This window comes from Pseudomonas sp. 13B_3.2_Bac1, assembly GCF_025466205.1.
In the GTDB taxonomy this organism is placed as follows: Bacteria; Pseudomonadota; Gammaproteobacteria; order Pseudomonadales; family Pseudomonadaceae; genus Aquipseudomonas; species Aquipseudomonas fluorescens_H.
This window is the reverse complement of the sequence record NZ_JANLOG010000077.1, coordinates 63,272-81,406: the sequence shown is the minus strand read 5'-3', so window position 1 is coordinate 81,406 and position 18,135 is coordinate 63,272. Positions and strand designations below refer to the sequence as shown.

The window sequence follows — 18,135 nt, the reverse complement described above, 5'->3', positions numbered from 1 at the left end:
CCCGCTCCCACAGGGACATGCATTCCAACTGTGGGAGCGGGCTTGCTCGCGAAGGCGTCAGGGCAGGCAATATCAATCCACCTGAGTACTCAAAACGTCTGCCCCAGATTCAGATAAACCGCCTGCTCATTCGCATCATTCAAACCATACGTGAAGTTCAACGGCCCCAACGGCGTATCGAAGCCGATAAACACACTGGCGGCATTGATGTAGCCACTGTCGAATTCATTGTCGTTGTTCCACGCCCGGCCACGTTCCAGCGAAGCTCCGGCATACAGCGGGAAATCCAGTGGCAGGTAAGCGCGCGGCGTCAGTCGGCGGTAATACACCGCACGCATCAGGCTGACGTTTTGCCCGGAAATCGAATCCTCGCGAAAGCCCGACAACTGCCGCGCACCGCCGAGCAGGAAGCTCGAAGTCACCACGTTGGCGTCGTCCAGCGTTCGGCCATAGCGCCCGCCGAGAATCAGCGTATCCGGGCCATGGCTCATGGCTTTGTCCAGCTTGAACTCCCATTGCCGGTAGCGCGTGTCCGAGCCCAGACCCGGTTCGAATTGCATCAGGGTCAGGCTGACGTCCTTGCCCTCATGGGGGAAGTAGACGTTGTCCAGTGAGTCGAACGAGTACTTCAGCGAGTAGAAACCTTCGGTGAAGTTTTCGCTTGGCAGGTCCTGATCGCCGATTCGCACGTCGGCCTTGCCCCAGGCCTCGCCGACGCCGAAACGGATTTCGCCGTTGTTGCCGATCTGCCGGCCGAAGTTGAGGCCGAAACCATAGCGCTCCACGCGGTATTGGGCGATCGGATCGTTGTCGAGTACCGAGTCGACGTTTTGTGCTTCGAACGCAGCATACGGTGCGACGAAGTAGCGCGAGCCGACATCCAGCGGCTGGTAGAACTCGGTATACAGTTCCTGTTTGTCGCCGATCTGCGCCCGGGTCAGCCATTCCGCGCCGAGGCGATTGATGCCGTTGATGCGGTAACTGGCGCCGAGGTTGAAGGCGCTGTCGCCGCGCATGTCGTCCGACAGATTCAGGCCGACTCGCAGGTAGTCGGTGCCGCTGCGTTTGCCCCGGGCGCTGATCACCAGGGTGTGATCCTGGCCCTTGTGCACCACGCGGTACTGCACCTGTTCGAAGTAATCGAGGCCGTACAGCGTGCCCATGTCCGAGTGCAGTCGGCCCAGATCCAGTGGCTCGCCGATCGGCTGGCGGATGTAATAGCGGATCACCTCGTCGCCGACTTTCGAATCGTTCTCGACCCTGATCGCGGTGATGATGGGCGTGCGCTGCCCTGGGGCGCGGGCGGCATTCAGTTCGGCGTCCTGGGATTCGTGAGGTTTGAGCTGAGCGAGGCGGGCGTCGAGAATCCGCGTGGCGCGGTAACCGGCGTCGATCATTTCTTGGGCCTTGCCGAAGTCGGTCACGCCGAATGCCGCCAGGGCCGGCTGGATCAGCACGTCGGTGGGCTTGAGGGCGGCCAGTTGCTCTTCGGAGTTGCGCCGGGTCATCAGGGTGATCGACTGGTTCAGCACGTCGACCACAGTGGTCAGTTGTTTGCGGTTGCGCAGCGGGGTGCCGATGTCGACCACGATCGCCACGTCGACGCCCATCTGCCGCGCCACGTCGAGCGGGATGTTGTCGGTCATGCCGCCGTCCACCAGCAGCCGCCCGTCCAGTTCCACCGGGGCGAACACTGCCGGAATCGACATGCTGGCGCGGATCACCTGCGGCAAATGACCTTTGCGGAACACCACTTTTTCGCCACTGGCGATGTCGGTGGCCACGGCGCGGAACGGGATCGGCAGCTTGTCGAAATCGCGGGTGTCACTGGTATGCGCCAACAGGCTTTCCAGCAGCAGCGCCAGGTTCTGGCCCTGAATCACCCCCAACGGCAGGCCGAGGCTGCCGTCATCGCGAAAGCTCAGTTTCTGCTTCACCAGAAAATCACGGTCATCCTGCTTGCGGCGAAACGGTACGTCTTCCCGTGGCGGGGCGTCGGACAGTGCCTGCTGCCAGTCGATGTTCAGCGCGAGTTTTTCCAGCTCATCGATCTTGTAGCCCGAGGCATACAGGCCACCGACCACGGCACCCATGCTGGTGCCGGCGATCGCGTCGATCTTGATGCCTTGTTCCTCAAGGGCCTTGAGCACGCCGATGTGCGCCAGGCCACGGGCGGCGCCACCGGACAGCACCAGGCCGACTTTGGGGCGGGGCGCTTCGGTGGCATTTACAAACAAGGGCAGAAAGCCAAGCAAGAGGCAGAACAGCAAACGGCGCATGGTGAGTCTCGGGGCAAGCGATAAAGCCGGCTATTATAGCGGCGCCCTCTGTATCAGGAGTTTCAGCGAACATGCGCGTCGCCAAAGCGGAAATCGTCATCACATATTGCACCCAATGCCAGTGGCTGCTGCGCGCCGCGTGGCTGGCGCAGGAGTTGCTCAGCACCTTCGGCGACGACCTCGGCAAGGTCTCGCTGGTGCCGGGCACCGGCGGGGTATTTCACATCAGTTGCGACGACGTGCAGATCTGGGAGCGCAAGGCCGACGGCGGTTTTCCCGAGGCCAAGGTGCTCAAGCAGCGAGTCCGCGATCAGATCGATCCTGACCGCGACCTCGGTCACAACGACCGCACTCAGTGAGACGCGGCTTCGGCAGCGACGGTTTTCTTGTCGGCGCTGCCTGACATCCGCGCCGAAACCACAATGGCGACGATGATCAGCGCGCCGCCGATCAGCATGCGCACGGTCGGGTTTTCATCGAACAGCAACCAGGCGATGGTGATGCCGTAAACCGGCTCCATGGCGAATACCACCGCGGCGGTGCGCGCCTTGATCACCGCGAGGCTGGCGACGAACAGGCTGTGGGCGACGCCGGTGCAGAACACCCCGAGCAGACCGATCCACAGCCAGTCCAGAGCACGCACTTCGCTTAGCTGCGGGGCGGCGACCGGCAGCAGACACAGCGCGACCACCACGTTCTGGCACAGCGCGGCCTGCACCGCCGGGATGCGTCCGGAGCTGGCGCGGTTGGTCAGCGAGAGCAGGGCGAACAGCAGACCCGACAGCACCGCCCAGAGCAGCCCGGTGGTGGCGCCGCTGGCAAGGTCGAACGCCGGGGTCACCAGCACCAGACCGACGCTGACCAGCACCACCAGCACGATTTCATTGGCGCGGATGCGTTCGCGGAAAATCAGCCCTTCGAGAATCACCGTGAACGCCGGGAAACTGGCAAAGCCCAGCGTCGCAATCGCCACGCCGGCGACCTTCACCGCGATGAAAAAACTCACCCAGTGCCCGGCCAGCAACACGCCGCTGAGCACCAGGCGCCGCCAGTCGACCGCCTGCAGTTTCTGCCAGCCGTTCTGGCTGGCGAAACGGGCGAAAAAGGCCAGGGCGAGCACGGCAAATGCAGCACGCCCGAAGACGATCACCGCCGGCGAGGCAGCCGCGAGTTTGCCGAACACGCCGGTCAGGCCGAACATCAGAGCGCCAATATGCAGGGCGCCGAGGGCGGTACGCGGAGTCATTGCAATCCTTCTTGAGTCTGTCGATACAACGCGATCACTGTAGGAGCTGCCGAAGGCTGCGATCTTTTGATCTTAATCCTTCAAAGCAAGATCAAAAGATCGCAGCCTGCGGCAGCTCCTACAGGTGAATGCACATTGAAACGTGTTGTGACGCAGAAGTCTGTCGGCGAACTAGCGTTTTTTGTCGCAGGAGTCGCGGCGCAACTGCCCCGGTGAAGCGCCAAACTCGCGCAGCACCGCCGCCGCGAAGGCGCTCTGCGAACTGTAGCCGACCCGACTGGCGATCTCGCCGATGGGCAGCGTCGTCTCGCGCAGCAGGCAGACAGCCTTGTGCAACCGCCGGCTGCGAATGTAGTCCATCGGCGTCTGCCCGCATTCGGCCATGAACCGCGCGTGCAACCGGGCGCTGGACAACCCGGCGATCTGCGCCAGATCGGCCACTTGCAGCGGGTAGGCAGCGTATTGCTCGATGTGCGCATCCAGCGCCGCGTAGGGCAGGCGCCGCGCCGAGAGTTCGGCGGGTCTGGCGTGATTCAGGCTGGCGAGCAGCAATACCGCGCCTTGCTGGGCGATCAGCGGATCAGTGACCGGGCTGTGCGCCAGCCAGTTGACCAATTGGCTTTGCCCCGCATCCAGTGACAACCGCGCAGGCTGGTCGAGCAAGCGCTGACTGGCGTCGGCATGCTCGCCCAGCGAATCGTTCAGCCATTGCCCGTCGGGCACGTCCAGCACCAGACAACGACTGCCATCGGGGCTGCCGCAAGCATGATGCGCGCCGCCGGGGATGACCACGAAACTCTGTTGGCGCACCTGGCTGCCCTGACCCTCAACTTCGAAATCCAGCGCGCCGGACAAACCGAACACCAGTTGGGCGTGTTCGTGGCTGTGGACGATCAGGTCGCGGGTGTACTGGCGCAGGGTGAGGATCGGGCGCATGGCAGAGGTCTCCGAAGTGAGCGCCAGTCTACACCGGGGCAAGGGGCTTGCGCGCTGTCACACGACTGACGCCTGCCTGTCATGGTCGATTCACCCGGCGGGCGCAAGCTGGCGAAAATATCGCAGAGGGTTGCCCATGACCAGCGCCGAGCTCGCCAAACCCAGCCGCAAACAACGGGTGCGTACCTTGTGGATTTCCGACGTGCACCTGGGCACGCGGGATTGCCAGGCCGAGCACTTGTCGCAATTTCTCAAGGGCTACCACGCCGACAAGATCTACCTGGTCGGTGACATCATCGACGGCTGGAAACTGCGTGGCGGCATGTACTGGCCGCAGGCGCACACCAACGTGATCCGCCGTTTGCTGACCATGAGCAAGCGCGGCACCGAGGTGATCTACGTCACCGGCAACCACGACGAATTCCTGCGCCGTTATTCGAAGCTGATCCTTGGCAACATCCAGTTGGTCGACGAAGCGGTGCATGTCACGGCGGATGGCCGGCATCTGCTGGTGATCCATGGCGATCAGTTCGACGTGATCACCCGTTATCACCGCTGGCTGGCCTTTCTCGGCGACTCGGCCTACGAATTCACCCTGACCCTCAATCGCTGGCTCAACCACTGGCGTGCCCGTTATGGCTACGGCTACTGGTCGTTGTCGGCGTACCTCAAGCACAAGGTGAAGACCGCGGTGAGTTTCATCAGCGACTTCGAAGAAGCCATCGCCCACGAATGCGTGAAACGGGAATTGCACGGCGTAGTGTGCGGGCACATTCACCATGCCGAGATCCGCAAGGTGGGGGAGGTGGATTACCTCAATTGCGGCGATTGGGTGGAATCGTGCACGGCGTTGATCGAGCACTGGGACGGCTCGATCGAGCTGTATCGACTGGCGGATGCGCAAGCGCGGGAGGCGCAGCTCAAGGCGGCCAAGGTTGCCGAGATCGCCTAGACCCCAGATATCTCCTGTGGGAGGGGGCTTGCTCCCGAATGCGGTATATCAGTAAGTACATGTTTATCTGGCACACCGCTTTCGGGAGCAAGCCCCCTCCCACATTTTGATCTTAGGCCGGGGAGTGTTCTTCCATCGCCGCCTTGTAGATCGAGTGCTTCGGCTGCGCAAACAGCCGTTCCATCATCGGCTCGAAGAAGCTCAGCGGCAGGGTTTCATACGCCGGATCGAACGCCGCCGCATCGTACCTGGCGCAGAATTCCGCCGTCGCCTGATACTGCGGATGCGCGGCGAACTGCTCGCGCAAATGCCGATCCATGCCCAGGTGATGGAAGAAGTAATAACCCTGAAAGATGCCGTGCTTCTCCACCATCCACAGATTCTCGGCACTGACGAACGGTTTGAGAATCGCCGCGGCGATGTCCGGGTGGTTGTAGGAACCGAGGGTGTCACCAATGTCATGCAGCAGCGCACAGACCACGTATTCCTCGTCGCGGCCATCGCGATAGGCGCGGGTCGCGGTTTGCAGCGAATGGGTCAGGCGATCCACCGGGAAGCCACCGAAGTCACCTTCCAGCAACTTCAGGTGTGCGACGATCCGCGACGGCAATTGCCGGGCGTAGGCACTGAAATCGGCGGCGATGATCGCCCAGTCTTCCTGGGTGCCGTCCTGCATGTGGGTGAAGCGGGCATTGGCGTTCATCGGCAAGCCTCCGGGTGTGTCGGGATTCAGAACGCCACGCGACCAAGGATCATGTCGCGGTACATGACGAAGTCGCCCAGCAGGCTGTACAACGGATGCTGGAAAGTCGCCGGGCGGTTTTTTTCAAAGAAGAAGTGGCCGACCCAGGCAAAGCTGTAACCGGCCAGCGGCAGGGCCAGCAACAGCAACCAGGCACCTTTGGCGATGGTCATGGCCAGGATGAAAATCACCAGCGTGGTGCCGATGAAATGCAATCGGCGGCAGGTGCTGTTGGCGTGTTCGCTGAGGTAATACGGATAGAACTCGGCGAAAGTGTTGAATTGCTTGATGTTTTCCACGACTGCGATCTCTGTGGTTATTGTTCTGATGGCAACTTGTTCGGCGGGTAGCTTATTTGAGTCTAGAGTGAACAGTGGCATCAGCCAGTGACAATGGGCGCCACTTTAGTATCCTTCGCAAATCGGGTCGTACATGCGATCCATCATGTAAAAGAATAACGCCATGAGCGAACGAACGACTTCTGCAAGCTGGGCGATGGGGATTGTCAAAGCGTTGGAGATGGACGGCCTGGATTGCCGGGTTCTGTTCAAGCAACTGGGGCTCGATTACGCCGCCCTGGACGATCCTGATGCGCGCTTCCCGCAAGATTCCATGACCCGACTCTGGCAACGGGCGGTCGAGCTGTCGGGCAATCCGGCGATCGGCCTGAACATGGGCAAGGTGGTGCGGCCGGCGTCGTTCCATGTCGCCGGTTATGCGCTGATGTCGAGCAACACCCTGGCCGAAGGCTTTCAGCGTCTGGTGCGTTATCAGCGGATCATCGCCGAAAGCGCCGACCTGAGTTTTCGCCTGCTCGAAGAAGGCTATGCGCTGATTCTCACGGTACATGGCGATCACCTGCCGCCGACCCGGCAGAGCGCCGAAGCCTCGCTGGCCTGTGCGCTGGGCCTGTGCGGCTGGTTGACCGGGCGCACCCTGCACCCGGTCAAAATGCTGTTCCAGGGCGACGAGCCCGCAGACCTGCAGCCCTACAAACAAGCCTTCCATGCGCCGCTGATGTTCAACGCGCCTTACGATGCGTTGATTTTCGAACGGGCCGACATGGAAGCGCCGCTGCCCACCGCCAATGAAGCCATGGCGCTGTTGCATGATCGGTTTGCCGGAGAATACCTGGCGCGATTCTCTGAAAGTCGCGTGACCCACAAGGCGCGACAAGTGTTGTGCCGCTTGTTGCCCCAGGGTGAACCCAAGCGCGATACCGTGGCGCAGATCCTGCATCTGTCGCAGCGCACCTTGCAGCGGCGCTTGCAGGAGGAGGGCACGAGTTTTCAGCAATTGCTCGATGACACCCGTCGCGAACTGGCCGAACAATATTTGGCACAGCCAGGCATGACCCTGCTGGAGATTGCTTATCTGCTGGGGTTTGCCGACCCGAGCAACTTCTTCCGCGCGTTCCGCCGCTGGTTCGATACCACGCCCGGCGATTACCGGGCGCGGCTGTTGCAGGCGCCGATCAGTGACGCCAAAAGGCCGGAATACACAGCACAAACACCGTAATGATCTCCAGTCGGCCGAGCAGCATGCCGAACGACAGGATCCACTTGGCCGCATCCGGCAGCGTCGAGAAGTTGCCCGCCGGGCCAATGGTCTCGCCCAGCCCCGGGCCGACGCCGGACACGGTGCTGGCAGCGCCGGTCAGTGCGGTCATCCAGTCGACGCCGATCAATGACAGCAGCAGGGCGATCACGCAGATGGTGATGGCGAAGAAGAACGAGAAGGTCAGGATCGAGCGCACGATCTCTTCATCGAGTCGGTGACCGTTGTACTTCTGCTTGATTACCGCGCGCGGGTGGATCAACTGGTTAAGGTTGGCCTTGAGCAGGATGTAGGCGACCTGGAAGCGAAAGATCTTGATCCCGCCGGCCGTCGAGCCGGAGCAGCCGCCGACGAAACCCAGGTAGAAGAACAGCATCAGCGAGAAGTTGCCCCACAGGCTGTAGTCGCCGAGGGCGAAGCCGGTGGTGGTGACGACCGAGGTCACGTTCAGTGCCACATGCCGCAGCGCGTCCAGCCAATGCAGGTCGGTGGTCCACCAGTACCAGGTGCCGAGTACCAGCCAGGTCACCAGCAACATACCGAGCAGCCCCTGTACCTGCTGATCCTTGATCAGTGCCCGACGGTTGCCGCGCATGGTCGCCACGTACAGCGTGAACGGCAGGCTGCCGAGAATCATCACCACCACCGCGACCCAGTGCACCGCCGGTTGCGTCCACTTCGCCAGGGACTGGTCGGAGGTCGAGAAACCGCCGGTGGAAATCGCCGACATCGCATGATTGATCGCATCGAACGGGCTCATCCCGGCCCACCAGAACGCCAGGCTGCCGAGGATGGTGATGCCGACGTACGCCGCCACGATCAGGCGCGCCACCATGTGCGAACGCGGCATGACCTTTTCCGAACGGTCGGACGATTCGGTCTGGAACAGGCGCATGCCACCGATACGCAGCAACGGCAGAATCGCCACCGCCATGCCGATGAAGCCGATGCCGCCGAGCCAGTGCAGCAGCGAGCGCCACATCAGAATTCCCGGAGACATGGTGTCCAGACCGCTGAGCACGGTCGAGCCGGTGGCGGTGATGCCGGACATGCTTTCAAAGAATGAGTCGGTGTAGCTGATGTGCTGGGTCAGCAAAAACGGCAGCGCGGCGAAAATGCACACCACCAGCCAGCTGCTGACGGTCAGCAGGTACATGTCGCGCGGGCGCAGATGAATGTGTTCGGGGCGACCGGGGATCACCAGCGCAAGGCCGGCGACGAAGGTGATCATGCTCGCCCAGAGGAACGACGGCAGATCGCCGGTGCGTTCGAAAATCACCAGGGTGGCCATGGGCACGACCATGGCGATGGCCAGGGTGATCAGGAAGATGCCGATGATGAAACCAATGATCCGTAAGGTCGGCAACGCCATGAAGTCCGCTCGGGCTGATGTAGGAAGGGCGCCATTCTACCCGTGGGGCAGGGCATGTAAACCGGCACCCTGTTGCCGGATACCGCTAGAATAGCCGCACATTTTTCTCAGGAGGTGGCCGATGCAGGCTCTCGACGCTTTGCTCAACCGTGTTTCCGTTCCACGCCTGGTCGAACCGGCCCCTACCGCCGAGCAGCGCGAAGCCCTGTTTGGCGCAGCCCTGCGCGCGCCGGATCACGGCCACTTGCAGCCGTATCGTTTCCTCACCGTCGAAGGTGCGGCGCGCGAGCAGATGGGCGCGTTGCTGGCTGAAGCGGCGCAGATGCAGGAAGGCGAAGTCACTGAAGCGATGATCGACAAGGCGCGCAACGGCCCGCTGCGTGCGCCGCTGGTGGTCGTGGTCATCGCGAAACTGCAGGAACACGTCAAGTATCCGAAGTCCGAGCAGTTGCTGGCGGCGGGTTGTGCGGCGCACGGGATTTTGCTGGCGGCGTATGCGCAGGGAATTGGTGCGGTGTGGCGTACCGGTGATCTGGCCTATTCGGCGCACGTGGCCAAAGGCTTGGGCCTGGCTGAAGGCGAGCAGGTGATTGCCTTTCTGTACCTCGGCACGCCGCAGAAAGAACCGCGTGTGGCGGAGAAGGTTGATCTGGCTGAGTTTGTCAGCGCCTGGCCCGCCAAGGCCTGAGCCTTTGATGTCCATGTGGGAGGGGGCTTGCTCCCGAAAGCGGCGTATCAGACAAAACTATGTTGCCTGACACACTGCCTTCGGGAGCAAGCCCCCTCCCACATTTGTTTTTACGGCTGCACGACGGCGCCCGGCACCAACGGCAATTCCAGACTGGCGACAAACCCGCCGTCTGGATGATTGGCCAGCGTCAGGCTCCCGCCATGCCGCTCCGCCGCGCGCTTGGCAATCGCCAGGCCCAGGCCATGCCCGGCCGCGGTCTGCCCCGGCGCCCGGTAAAAGGGTTCACCCAACTGGCTCAGATGCTCGGCCTGCACACCCGGCCCGTGGTCGCGCACACTCACCACAATTCGTTCGCCCTGACGCGTGGCTTGCATTTGGATTGCCTGACCCACCGGGTTGAAACGTTGGGCGTTGCGCAGCAAGTTGTCGACGGCGCGCTCGATCATGGTCGGCCAGCCTTTGAGGTTAAGCTGCGGCTCGGCCTCCAGGCGCACCGTCTGCTCTGGCGAGCCAAGCTGCGCATCCTTTTGCAGAGTGCCCAGCAGTGCATTCAGATCCACTTCTTCAGCACTGGCATTGTCGGCATCGACCCGTGCCAGCACCAGAATTTCACTGATCAGCGCTTCCAGGCGATCACATTCGCGGGTCAGGCGTGGCCAGAGCTTTTCCCGTTCTTCCGGGTTGGCCCGCTCTGCCAGAGCCAGCGCAATGCGCAGCCGCGCTAAAGGTGAGCGCAATTCGTGGGATACGTCGCGCAGCAACTGGCGCTGACTGCTGATCAGGCTTTGCAAGCGCGCGCCCATGCGGTTGAAGTCGGTGGCCAGTACGCCAAATTCATCGCGACGATTGGCCAGTTTCGCCAGACTGTTCTGCTGATAGGTGGTCTGCCCCAGATCATGCACCGCGCCGCGCAAACGGCTGAGCGGGCGGGTGATAGAGAAGGTCACCAGCAGGCTGAACAGGGTCAGCACCACCAGCGCGATGCCCAGTGCACTCAGCGGCCAGAGCAGGCTTTCGCGGTGCCAGGCGTCGAGTTCCGGGTGCGGGATGCGGAAGATGAACAGGTAGGTGTCGCCGGTTTTTTCGCTGGTGAACTCGTCGGTGAGACGACGCCATGGCAGGCGTCGGTCGTCGTTGTTCTGCCGGGCTTCAAATGCCGCGGCGCGACGCGGGAAGGTGCCGCGTACCACCGGGTCGCCGCTTTCGTTGAGTACCTGAACGTCGATGTGATATTGGCGTTTGCGCTGTTCGAGGATGTCCTGCGCGGCGTCTTCGCCCTGTGCTTCGTAGGTTTGCGTCCATTCGGCGGCCAAGGTGTTGAGACCCGGATGGCGGCTGAGGATCCACGCGTCCTGATTGAGCATGTGCCCGAGCAGAATCGAAAGCCCCGCCACCAGAGCGATGGCCAGCCAGAAACTCGCGAGAATACGCCAGAACAATGAACGCACAGAAAATCCTCAATCAAACAAAAAACTCAACAATGTGGGAGCGGGCTTGCTCGCGAATGCGGTGTGTCAGTCAACATTGCCTTGTCTGATACACCGCATTCGCGAGCAAGCCCGCTCCCACATTTGGATTGAGTGGCAACAGACCCGACGGCGGTTAGCCGTCGGGTCCGGGTTATCGCATTATTGCGCCTTTTGCGGCTGTTGCGCTTTCCACGCTTTGAACTCGGCCCATTCGGCGCGGCGCTCAGCCTGTTTCTTCTGGATCTCGTCGAATTTCTTCTGTTGATCCGGTTTCAGCAGGTTGCGTACGTCAGCTTCGGCTTTCTTGTGGTTGGCCGCCATCTCGTCCTTCATGGCTTTCTGATCGGCCGGGGAGAGTTTTTCCAGGTACTTCTCGACGACCTGGCGACGCTCGTGCATCTGCTCGCCCATGATCTTGCGGATCTGTTCGCGCTGTTCGCGGGACAGGTCGAGTTGGCTGTACGGGCCTTTGCCGTGCATGCCGTGCATCTGACCGCCGTGGCGTCCGTCCATCGGGCCACCCATCGGGCCGCCATCCTGTGGCACAGCCATGGCGACGGTTGGCAGAGCGGCAGCGAACATCAGAGCGATAAGAGTCTTGCGCATGGTGTATCTCCTTGTCTCGTTCCCGGTACGTTCCGGATGAGTACAGATTACGGAGATCAAGGTCAGCGGCGGTCAGCGCTGGGTAAAGCTTGGGTAAAGACGCTTCGGTCCTGACCTGACAAATATCACTGGCAATCCGCCTGTGGCGAGGGAGCTTGCTCCCGCTGGGCAGCGAAGCGGCCCTCGCTTTTCAACTCAAAAGCAAGGGACTGCTGCGCAGTCCAGCGGGAGCAAGCTCCCTCGCCACAGAGCAGCAAACGGTTTAAAGGCTGTAGTAGTAGCCGCGGCTGCGCAGGGCGACGATGCGTGGGCGGCCGTCGGGGTGCGGGCCGATCTTCTTGCGCAGGTTGCTGACGTGCATGTCGAGGCTACGGTCGTACAGGGTCAGCTTGCGGCCCAAGGCCAGTTGCGCCAGTTCCTGCTTGTCCAGTGGCTCGCCGGGCTGCTTGAGCAGGGCTTCGAGCAAGCGGCTTTCGGAAACGGTGAGGGTCAGTTCTTTCTCGTCGATGCTGACCACGCCGCGCACCGGGCTGAAGCTCAGGTCGCCAAGCTCGAGTTGGGTCGACACGGCGGCCGGGTGACTGCGGCGTAGCACGGCGCGCAGGCGCGCGGTGAGCTCGCGCGGATCGCAGGGTTTGGCCAGATAATCATCGGCGCCCAACTCCAGACCGAGAATGCGATCCAGCGGTTCGCCCCGGGCCGAAAGCATCAGCACCGGCAGATCGGCGTGTTCGCTGCGCAGTTGCTTGAGCAACTCCAGGCCGCTGCCGTCGGGCAGCATCACGTCCAGTACCACGGCTGCGGGCGCCATCTCGGCCAGCGCCTTGCGCGCACTCTGGCCGTCGTGGCAGGCACGCACCTGGAAGCCTTCCTGGCTCAGCCAGCTACTCAGGAGTTCGCACAACTCCTGGTCATCATCAATCAGTAACAGCTCGCTCATGACTCACTCAATTTAGCCATTGCCGACGTTTTCGGCTTGCTCCACTGGCAAAGATACCGCACAGCAGCGCCAATAGCGCTACCCCGGCGCCTGTGACGAACCATTGCTGCTGTTCGGTCAACAGACGCGGCAACGGACTGGCCTGGGCTTCCTTGAGTTGCAGCTTCAGGCGCTGATTCTCCTGGCGCAACCGGGCAAGCTGAGCGCTTTCGCGTGCGTTGTCGGCATTTTGCAGTTGTTTGTTCAGTTCTTCTCGCTGCTGCTCACTGGCCTTGAGGCGCTGCTGCAACTCGGTGATCTGGCTGCCGGCACTCAATGACAGCGGCGTGGAATTGCCGCTTTCAGTGGTTTCCTCACCATGGGCGGGCGCCATGATCGACAACGTGACCCACATCAGACACAACGGACCCTTGCGCATCGCGATTCCTGCTTGCAAATGGATATTGGGCAGGTTGTCGGCAGGCAAACGAGAATAATGAGCGATTGAGAGCGGGGAGAACCGAGAAGGTTCAGTGCCAGAGGCAATGTCGATGGTGAAGGGGGCATATTGGCCCTGTGGCGAGGGAGCTTGCTCCCGCTGGACTGCGTAGCAGTCCCATGCTTTTGAGCTAAAGAGCGGGGCCGCTTCGCACCCCAGCGGGAGCAAGCTCCCTCGCCACAGGGTTGCCTCTTTTTACGGGAGGACTTGCTTGAACGGTTTGACGATCACATTGGCGTACACACCGGCGGCGATGTACGGGTCGGCGTCGGCCCAGGCTTGAGCGGCGCTCAGGGAGTCGAACTCGGCGACGATCAGGCTGCCGGTGAAACCCGCAGCGCCCGGATCATTGCTGTCGACTGCCGGGTGCGGGCCGGCCAGCAGGATGCGGCCTTCGCCCTTGAGCACTTGCAGGCGTTCGAGGTGGGCCGGGCGTGCGGCGAGGCGCGCTTCGAGCGAGTTGGCGACGTCGGTGGCAATGATTGCGTAGAGCATGTCAGTCCTCGGTTTTTGGCGTTGTGGTATCGGCGTCGTGCAGGTGGCGGGACAGGTAGATGCCCTGACCGACCAGGAATAGCAAGGTCATGCCCAGGCTGCCGAACACCTTGAAGTCGACCCAGATGCTCTGGAAGGTGAATGCCACGAACAGGTTGGCAGCCCCGCAGAACAGGAAGAAAGCGATCCAGGCGATGTTCAGACGGGTCCAGACCGGATCCGGCAGGGTCAGCGCGTGGCCCATGATGCGTTTGATCAGCAGGCGGTCACCGATGAAGTGGCTGCCGATGAAGGCCAGGGCGAACAGCCAGTTGACCACCGGAGCCTTCCATTTGAGGAAGGTCTCGCTGTGGAAGGCCAGAGTCAGACTGCCGAAAACCAGACAGGCGATCAGGGTCAGCCACTGGCTCTTTTCCAGCTTGCGCTGTTTGATGAAAAGCGCGCCGTAGACCACCAGGGAGCTGATGATCAGCATCGCGGTGGCGCTGTAAATACCGCCTACAGTCACTTCATGGCCGGCAACGTCGACGATCCGCGGATCAAGTTTGTAAACGATGAAAAACAGCAGAAGCGGGATGAAATCGATGAATTGTTTCACAGTGAGAGCCAGAAGCTGGATGTGGCGGCATAATAACAAACATATGGGCGCGCGATAGCGCCAGCTGATTTGAGGTTACAACTCCCCGTGAATGTTGATTTGCACTGCCACAGCACGGCCTCCGATGGCGCCCTGGCGCCTGCGGTTCTGGTTGCGCGTGCGTTCGAAAACGGCGTGCGAGTCCTGGCGTTGACCGATCACGACACCCTCGAAGGCCTCGCCGAAGCGCGCAGCGCCGCCGAAGAACTGGGCATGCAACTGGTCAATGGCGTCGAACTGTCCTGTACGTGGGGCGGCGCGACCATCCATGTGCTGGGCTACGGTTTCGACGTCAACGCCGCGCCACTGGTCGAGGCCATCGCCCGATTGCACGATGGCCGCTGGCTGCGGTCGGAAGAGATAAGCCGCAAGCTTGGCCTCAAAGGTATGCCCGGTGCCCTCGAAGGCGCCCGGCAGATTCAGCAGGAACTGGGCGACAGCGGCAATGCGCCAGCCCGCCCGCATTTCGCTGACTGGATGGTGCGTGAAGGTTTTGTAAAGGATCGTGCCGAAGCATTCCGCAAATGGCTCGGCGCCGGCAAGCTGGGTGACGTCAAACAACACTGGCCGACCTTGGAAGACACCGTCGGCACCCTGCGCGCCGCCGGAGCGTGGGTCAGTCTGGCGCATCCGTGGCACTACGATTTCACCCGCAGCAAGCGCCGAAAGCTGATTGCCGACTATATTCAAGCGGGCGGGCATGCAATCGAAGTGGTCAATGGCCATCAGCCCGCGGAACAGGTCGGCAGCCTGGCAATCCTTGCCCGCGAGTTCGGTCTGCTGGTCAGCGCCGGCAGTGATTTCCATGGCCCTGGAGGCTGGTCCGAGATTGGCCAGTACCGGCCGGTTCCCGAGGACCTTCCACCCCTGTGGTGTCGGTTCAAACATGACACAGATATTGCCGCCGTCTGAACAGGTAGAGAATGTGAGTCAATTTTTCCAGATCCATCCGGAAAACCCGCAAGCGCGCCTGATCAAACAGGCGGTCGAGATCATCCGCAAGGGCGGGGTGGTGATTTATCCCACGGACTCTTCCTACGCCATCGGTTGCCAGATCGGCGACAAGACGGCCATCGAGCGTGTGCGACGTCTGCGTCAGCTCGACGAGAAGCACAACTTCGCGCTGATCTGTAGCGACCTGTCGCAACTGGGTAACTACGCCAAGATCGACACCGGCACTTTCCGCATTCTCAAGGCGCATCTGCCGGGGCCTTACACCTTTATTCTCAACGCCACCCGCGAAGTGCCAAGGCTGCTGCTGCACCCGAAAAAACGCACCATCGGCCTGCGGGTGCCGAGCCATCCGATTGCCCTGGCGTTGCTGGCCGAACTCGGCGAGCCGCTGATGAGCGTGACCCTGATCATGCCCGGCGATGAAGACCCGCTGAGCGATCCGTACGAAATGCGCCAATTGCTTGAACATCAGGTCGACCTGATCATCGACGGCGGTTTCGGCGGGATCAAGGCGTCCACCGTGATTGACCTGACCGGCGACGACCCGGAAGTGATCCGCGTCGGTTGCGGCGACCCCGCGCCGTTCATGGTCGAGGCCTGAATGTCCGCAGTGGAAACCGTTATCGATCCCCAGGCCGGCGCCCAGCAGGAACTGCCGTTTGCCATGGTCTATGGCCAAGCGGTCATGGAAATGCCGCTGGACTTGTACATCCCGCCGGATGCGCTGGAAGTCTTTCTCGAAGCCTTCGAAGGCCCGCTCGACCTGCTGCTGTACCTGATCCGCAAACAGAACATCAACATCCTCGACATTCCGGTGGCGGAAATCACCCGCCAGTACATGGGTTATGTCGAGCTGATGCAGTCGGTGCGCCTGGAACTGGCCGCCGAATACCTGGTAATGGCCGCGATGCTGGCCGAGATCAAGTCGCGGATGCTCCTGCCGCGCGCCGAAACCGTCGAAGAAGAAGAGGACGACCCGCGCGCCGAGCTGATCCGGCGCTTGCAGGAATACGAGCGCTTCAAGGCTGCCGCCGAAGGTATCGACGGCCTGAGCCGGGTCGGTCGCGACGTGGTGGTGCCCAAGCTCGACGCCCCGGAAGCCCGGGCGCGCAAGCTGTTGCCGGATGTCGCGCTGCAAGAGATTTTGATGTCCATGGCCGAGGTGCTGCGCCGGGGCGACATGTTCGAGAGCCATCAGGTCAGCCGCGAGGCGCTGTCGACCCGCGAGCGCATGAGCGATGTGCTGGAACGGCTCAAGGGCGGTGGTTTTGTGCCGTTCGTCGAACTGTTCACTGCCGAGGAAGGTCGCCTCGGTGTGGTGGTGACCTTTATGGCGATCCTTGAACTGGTCAAGGAATCCTTGGTCGAGCTGGTGCAGAATGAGCCGTTCGCCGCGATCCACGTGCGAGCCCGAGCCGAATAACGAGTCGAAACATGAACCTGACTGAACCCCGCGAGCTGGCGCCCCTGCTTGAAGCCTTTCTGTTGGCCTCGGGAAAGCCGCAATCGCTTGAACGCCTTTTCGAACTGTTCGAAGAAGGCGAGCGCCCTGAACCGCCGGTCTTCAAGAAAGCCCTGAGCCTGCTGGCCAAGTCCTGCGAGGGCCGCGCGTTCGAGCTCAAGGAAGTCGCCTCCGGCTACCGCTTGCAGATCCGCGAGAAGTTTTCACCGTGGGTCGGCCGTCTGTGGGAAGAGCGCCCGCAGCGCTATTCCCGTGCGCTGCTGGAAACCATGGCGCTGATCGCCTATCGCCAGCCGATCACCCGGGGCGAGATCGAAGACGTGCGGGGCGTGGCGGTCAACAGCAACATCGTCAAGACGCTGATCGAGCGCGAGTGGATCCGCATCGTCGGGTACCGCGACGTGCCGGGCAAACCGGCGATGTTCGCCACCACCAAGGCGTTTCTCGATCACTTCAACCTGAAAAACCTCGAAGACCTGCCGCCGCTCGCCGAACTGCGCGAGATGGACACCGATCCGGTGCTCGAATTCGACGATGCACCAGTGCCGCAGAGCCTGCAGGAACTGGCCGATGCCAGCGCCGAGCCGGAAGAGCCGAAGGAAGAAACCAGTTTCCACTCGCTGTTGCTGGAACTGGACAGCATGGAGGAGGGAATCAAAACCGATTTCGACGATCTGTTGCGGGATGCCGCTGATGGCGAAGCGCAGCCGCCTGAGCCTGAAACCGAGACCGCCGAGCCGGCGATTGAAGTTGAACTTGAGACCGAGCCTGAAGCCGAACCGGAAGAGGACATTCTTGGCGTTGCCGAAGCCCGGGAAAAGCTCCTGGCCGCCGTCGCCGCCCTCGAACAACCGGCGCCAGAGCCTGAACTGAGCGAAGAAGAAGCCGAGGCCCGCGCGCTGGCGGAAGCCATCGAAGCCGAACGCCGCGAGTTCGAGGACTGACCCGGTTTTCAGGATCACTGGTCAACCCCTGTGGGAGCGGGCTTGCTCGCGAATGCGGTGTGTCAGACATTCATGTATTGCCTGACACACTGCATTCGCGAGCAAGCCCGCTCCCACAGGGTCAAGTGTCGTTCTGGAGTATTCGATGAGTTCGACAAAAGACCCCTGCATCAGCCTCTGCAAATTCACCGACGACATCTGCCTCGGCTGTGGCCGCAGCAAGCGCGAAATCCGTGCCTGGAAGAAACTCGACAAGGACGACAAACGCACGGTGCTGGCCGAAGCCGCGCTGCGCCTGATCAAACTCGGTGGCGCCGGTCGGCGGAAAAAGAAATAAGTAGCAAACCATCAGCTAGTCTCTGATGCGCGATGGCG

At 61.7% G+C, this 18,135-nt stretch carries 21 protein-coding genes; 9 read left to right on the top strand and 12 right to left on the bottom strand.

The genetic code is table 11. The features are described 5' to 3' along the window. Positions 1 to 89 precede the first annotated feature (89 nt). The gene (locus NTD85_RS12770) at positions 90 to 2,279 is read right to left on the bottom strand and encodes a patatin-like phospholipase family protein (protein WP_262142316.1); all 2,190 of its coding nucleotides are present in this window, start codon (positions 2,277 to 2,279) and stop codon (positions 90 to 92) included. 71 nt (positions 2,280 to 2,350) lie between these two features. Between NTD85_RS12770 and NTD85_RS12765 the strand changes: the two genes are divergently transcribed. Beyond that, on the top strand, positions 2,351 to 2,638 hold the full coding sequence (locus NTD85_RS12765) for a SelT/SelW/SelH family protein (RefSeq protein ID WP_262142315.1): 288 nt from the start codon (positions 2,351 to 2,353) through the stop codon (positions 2,636 to 2,638). Here the strand turns inward: NTD85_RS12765 and NTD85_RS12760 are convergent. Further along, positions 2,632 to 3,525, bottom strand: a complete 894-nt coding sequence (locus NTD85_RS12760; RefSeq protein WP_003222746.1) for a DMT family transporter — start codon at positions 3,523 to 3,525, stop codon at positions 2,632 to 2,634. The genes NTD85_RS12765 and NTD85_RS12760 overlap by 7 nt on opposite strands. Positions 3,526 to 3,696: 171 nt before the next feature. Then, positions 3,697 to 4,461, bottom strand: coding sequence for a helix-turn-helix transcriptional regulator (locus NTD85_RS12755; protein ID WP_262142314.1), 765 nt, complete (start codon positions 4,459 to 4,461; stop codon positions 3,697 to 3,699). Between the two features lie 136 nt (positions 4,462 to 4,597). On the opposite strand from NTD85_RS12755, the gene NTD85_RS12750 reads away from it, so the two are divergent. Continuing rightward, on the top strand, positions 4,598 to 5,413 hold the full coding sequence (locus tag NTD85_RS12750) for a UDP-2,3-diacylglucosamine diphosphatase (RefSeq protein WP_003222748.1): 816 nt from the start codon (positions 4,598 to 4,600) through the stop codon (positions 5,411 to 5,413). A gap of 112 nt (positions 5,414 to 5,525) precedes the next feature. On the opposite strand, the gene NTD85_RS12745 is transcribed toward NTD85_RS12750, so the two are convergent. Together NTD85_RS12745 and NTD85_RS12740 are read right to left on the bottom strand one after the other, a co-directional pair. Then, positions 5,526 to 6,116: an HD domain-containing protein gene (locus NTD85_RS12745; RefSeq protein ID WP_247840246.1), complete on the bottom strand. Its 591-nt coding sequence runs from the start codon at positions 6,114 to 6,116 to the stop codon at positions 5,526 to 5,528. Between the two features lie 26 nt (positions 6,117 to 6,142). After that, on the bottom strand, positions 6,143 to 6,454 hold the full coding sequence (locus NTD85_RS12740; protein WP_003222750.1) for a DUF962 domain-containing protein: 312 nt from the start codon (positions 6,452 to 6,454) through the stop codon (positions 6,143 to 6,145). Between the two features lie 163 nt (positions 6,455 to 6,617). Between NTD85_RS12740 and NTD85_RS12735 the strand changes: the two genes are divergently transcribed. Next, entirely contained in the window at positions 6,618 to 7,673 is a 1,056-nt protein-coding gene (locus tag NTD85_RS12735) for an AraC family transcriptional regulator (protein WP_262142313.1), read from the top strand. On the opposite strand, the gene NTD85_RS12730 is transcribed toward NTD85_RS12735, so the two are convergent. Next, positions 7,630 to 9,084, bottom strand: a complete 1,455-nt coding sequence (locus NTD85_RS12730) for a TrkH family potassium uptake protein (protein WP_262142312.1) — start codon at positions 9,082 to 9,084, stop codon at positions 7,630 to 7,632. The two genes, NTD85_RS12735 and NTD85_RS12730, sit on opposite strands and share 44 nt — an antisense overlap. Before the next feature lie 121 nt (positions 9,085 to 9,205). Here NTD85_RS12730 and NTD85_RS12725 point away from each other — a divergent pair, with 121 nt between their 5' ends. Further along, positions 9,206 to 9,772: a nitroreductase family protein gene (locus tag NTD85_RS12725; RefSeq protein ID WP_262142311.1), complete on the top strand. Its 567-nt coding sequence runs from the start codon at positions 9,206 to 9,208 to the stop codon at positions 9,770 to 9,772. Positions 9,773 to 9,882: 110 nt separating this feature from the next. On the opposite strand, the gene NTD85_RS12720 is transcribed toward NTD85_RS12725, so the two are convergent. From NTD85_RS12720 to NTD85_RS12695, 6 genes are all read right to left on the bottom strand, one after another. Then, the gene (locus NTD85_RS12720; RefSeq protein ID WP_003222754.1) at positions 9,883 to 11,223 is read right to left on the bottom strand and encodes a sensor histidine kinase; all 1,341 of its coding nucleotides are present in this window, start codon (positions 11,221 to 11,223) and stop codon (positions 9,883 to 9,885) included. A 180-nt stretch (positions 11,224 to 11,403) separates the two neighbouring features. Further along, positions 11,404 to 11,850: an LTXXQ domain protein gene (locus NTD85_RS12715; RefSeq protein ID WP_201138424.1), complete on the bottom strand. Its 447-nt coding sequence runs from the start codon at positions 11,848 to 11,850 to the stop codon at positions 11,404 to 11,406. A gap of 262 nt (positions 11,851 to 12,112) precedes the next feature. Next, positions 12,113 to 12,790 (bottom strand): response regulator transcription factor, encoded by a 678-nt coding sequence (locus tag NTD85_RS12710; protein WP_003222757.1) that lies wholly within the window; start codon positions 12,788 to 12,790, stop codon positions 12,113 to 12,115. Positions 12,791 to 12,797: 7 nt separating this feature from the next. Continuing rightward, positions 12,798 to 13,208: a hypothetical protein gene (locus NTD85_RS12705; protein ID WP_003222759.1), complete on the bottom strand. Its 411-nt coding sequence runs from the start codon at positions 13,206 to 13,208 to the stop codon at positions 12,798 to 12,800. 255 nt (positions 13,209 to 13,463) lie between these two features. After that, positions 13,464 to 13,763, bottom strand: coding sequence for a YciI family protein (locus NTD85_RS12700; RefSeq protein WP_262142310.1), 300 nt, complete (start codon positions 13,761 to 13,763; stop codon positions 13,464 to 13,466). A 1-nt stretch (position 13,764) separates the two neighbouring features. Next, positions 13,765 to 14,361, bottom strand: a complete 597-nt coding sequence (locus tag NTD85_RS12695; RefSeq protein WP_262142309.1) for a septation protein A — start codon at positions 14,359 to 14,361, stop codon at positions 13,765 to 13,767. Positions 14,362 to 14,448: 87 nt separating this feature from the next. On the opposite strand from NTD85_RS12695, the gene NTD85_RS12690 reads away from it, so the two are divergent. From NTD85_RS12690 to NTD85_RS12670, 5 genes are all read left to right on the top strand, one after another. Continuing rightward, positions 14,449 to 15,312: a PHP domain-containing protein gene (locus tag NTD85_RS12690; RefSeq protein WP_003222765.1), complete on the top strand. Its 864-nt coding sequence runs from the start codon at positions 14,449 to 14,451 to the stop codon at positions 15,310 to 15,312. Positions 15,313 to 15,325: 13 nt separating this feature from the next. Continuing rightward, the gene (locus tag NTD85_RS12685; RefSeq protein WP_007966016.1) at positions 15,326 to 15,955 is read left to right on the top strand and encodes an L-threonylcarbamoyladenylate synthase; all 630 of its coding nucleotides are present in this window, start codon (positions 15,326 to 15,328) and stop codon (positions 15,953 to 15,955) included. A 123-nt stretch (positions 15,956 to 16,078) separates the two neighbouring features. Next, the gene (locus NTD85_RS12680; protein WP_177434745.1) at positions 16,079 to 16,777 is read left to right on the top strand and encodes a segregation and condensation protein A; all 699 of its coding nucleotides are present in this window, start codon (positions 16,079 to 16,081) and stop codon (positions 16,775 to 16,777) included. 11 nt (positions 16,778 to 16,788) lie between these two features. Beyond that, positions 16,789 to 17,760, top strand: a complete 972-nt coding sequence (gene scpB, locus NTD85_RS12675) for an SMC-Scp complex subunit ScpB (RefSeq protein WP_262142308.1) — start codon at positions 16,789 to 16,791, stop codon at positions 17,758 to 17,760. A gap of 145 nt (positions 17,761 to 17,905) precedes the next feature. Then, positions 17,906 to 18,097: a DUF1289 domain-containing protein gene (locus NTD85_RS12670; protein WP_003222773.1), complete on the top strand. Its 192-nt coding sequence runs from the start codon at positions 17,906 to 17,908 to the stop codon at positions 18,095 to 18,097. Positions 18,098 to 18,135 lie beyond the last annotated feature (38 nt).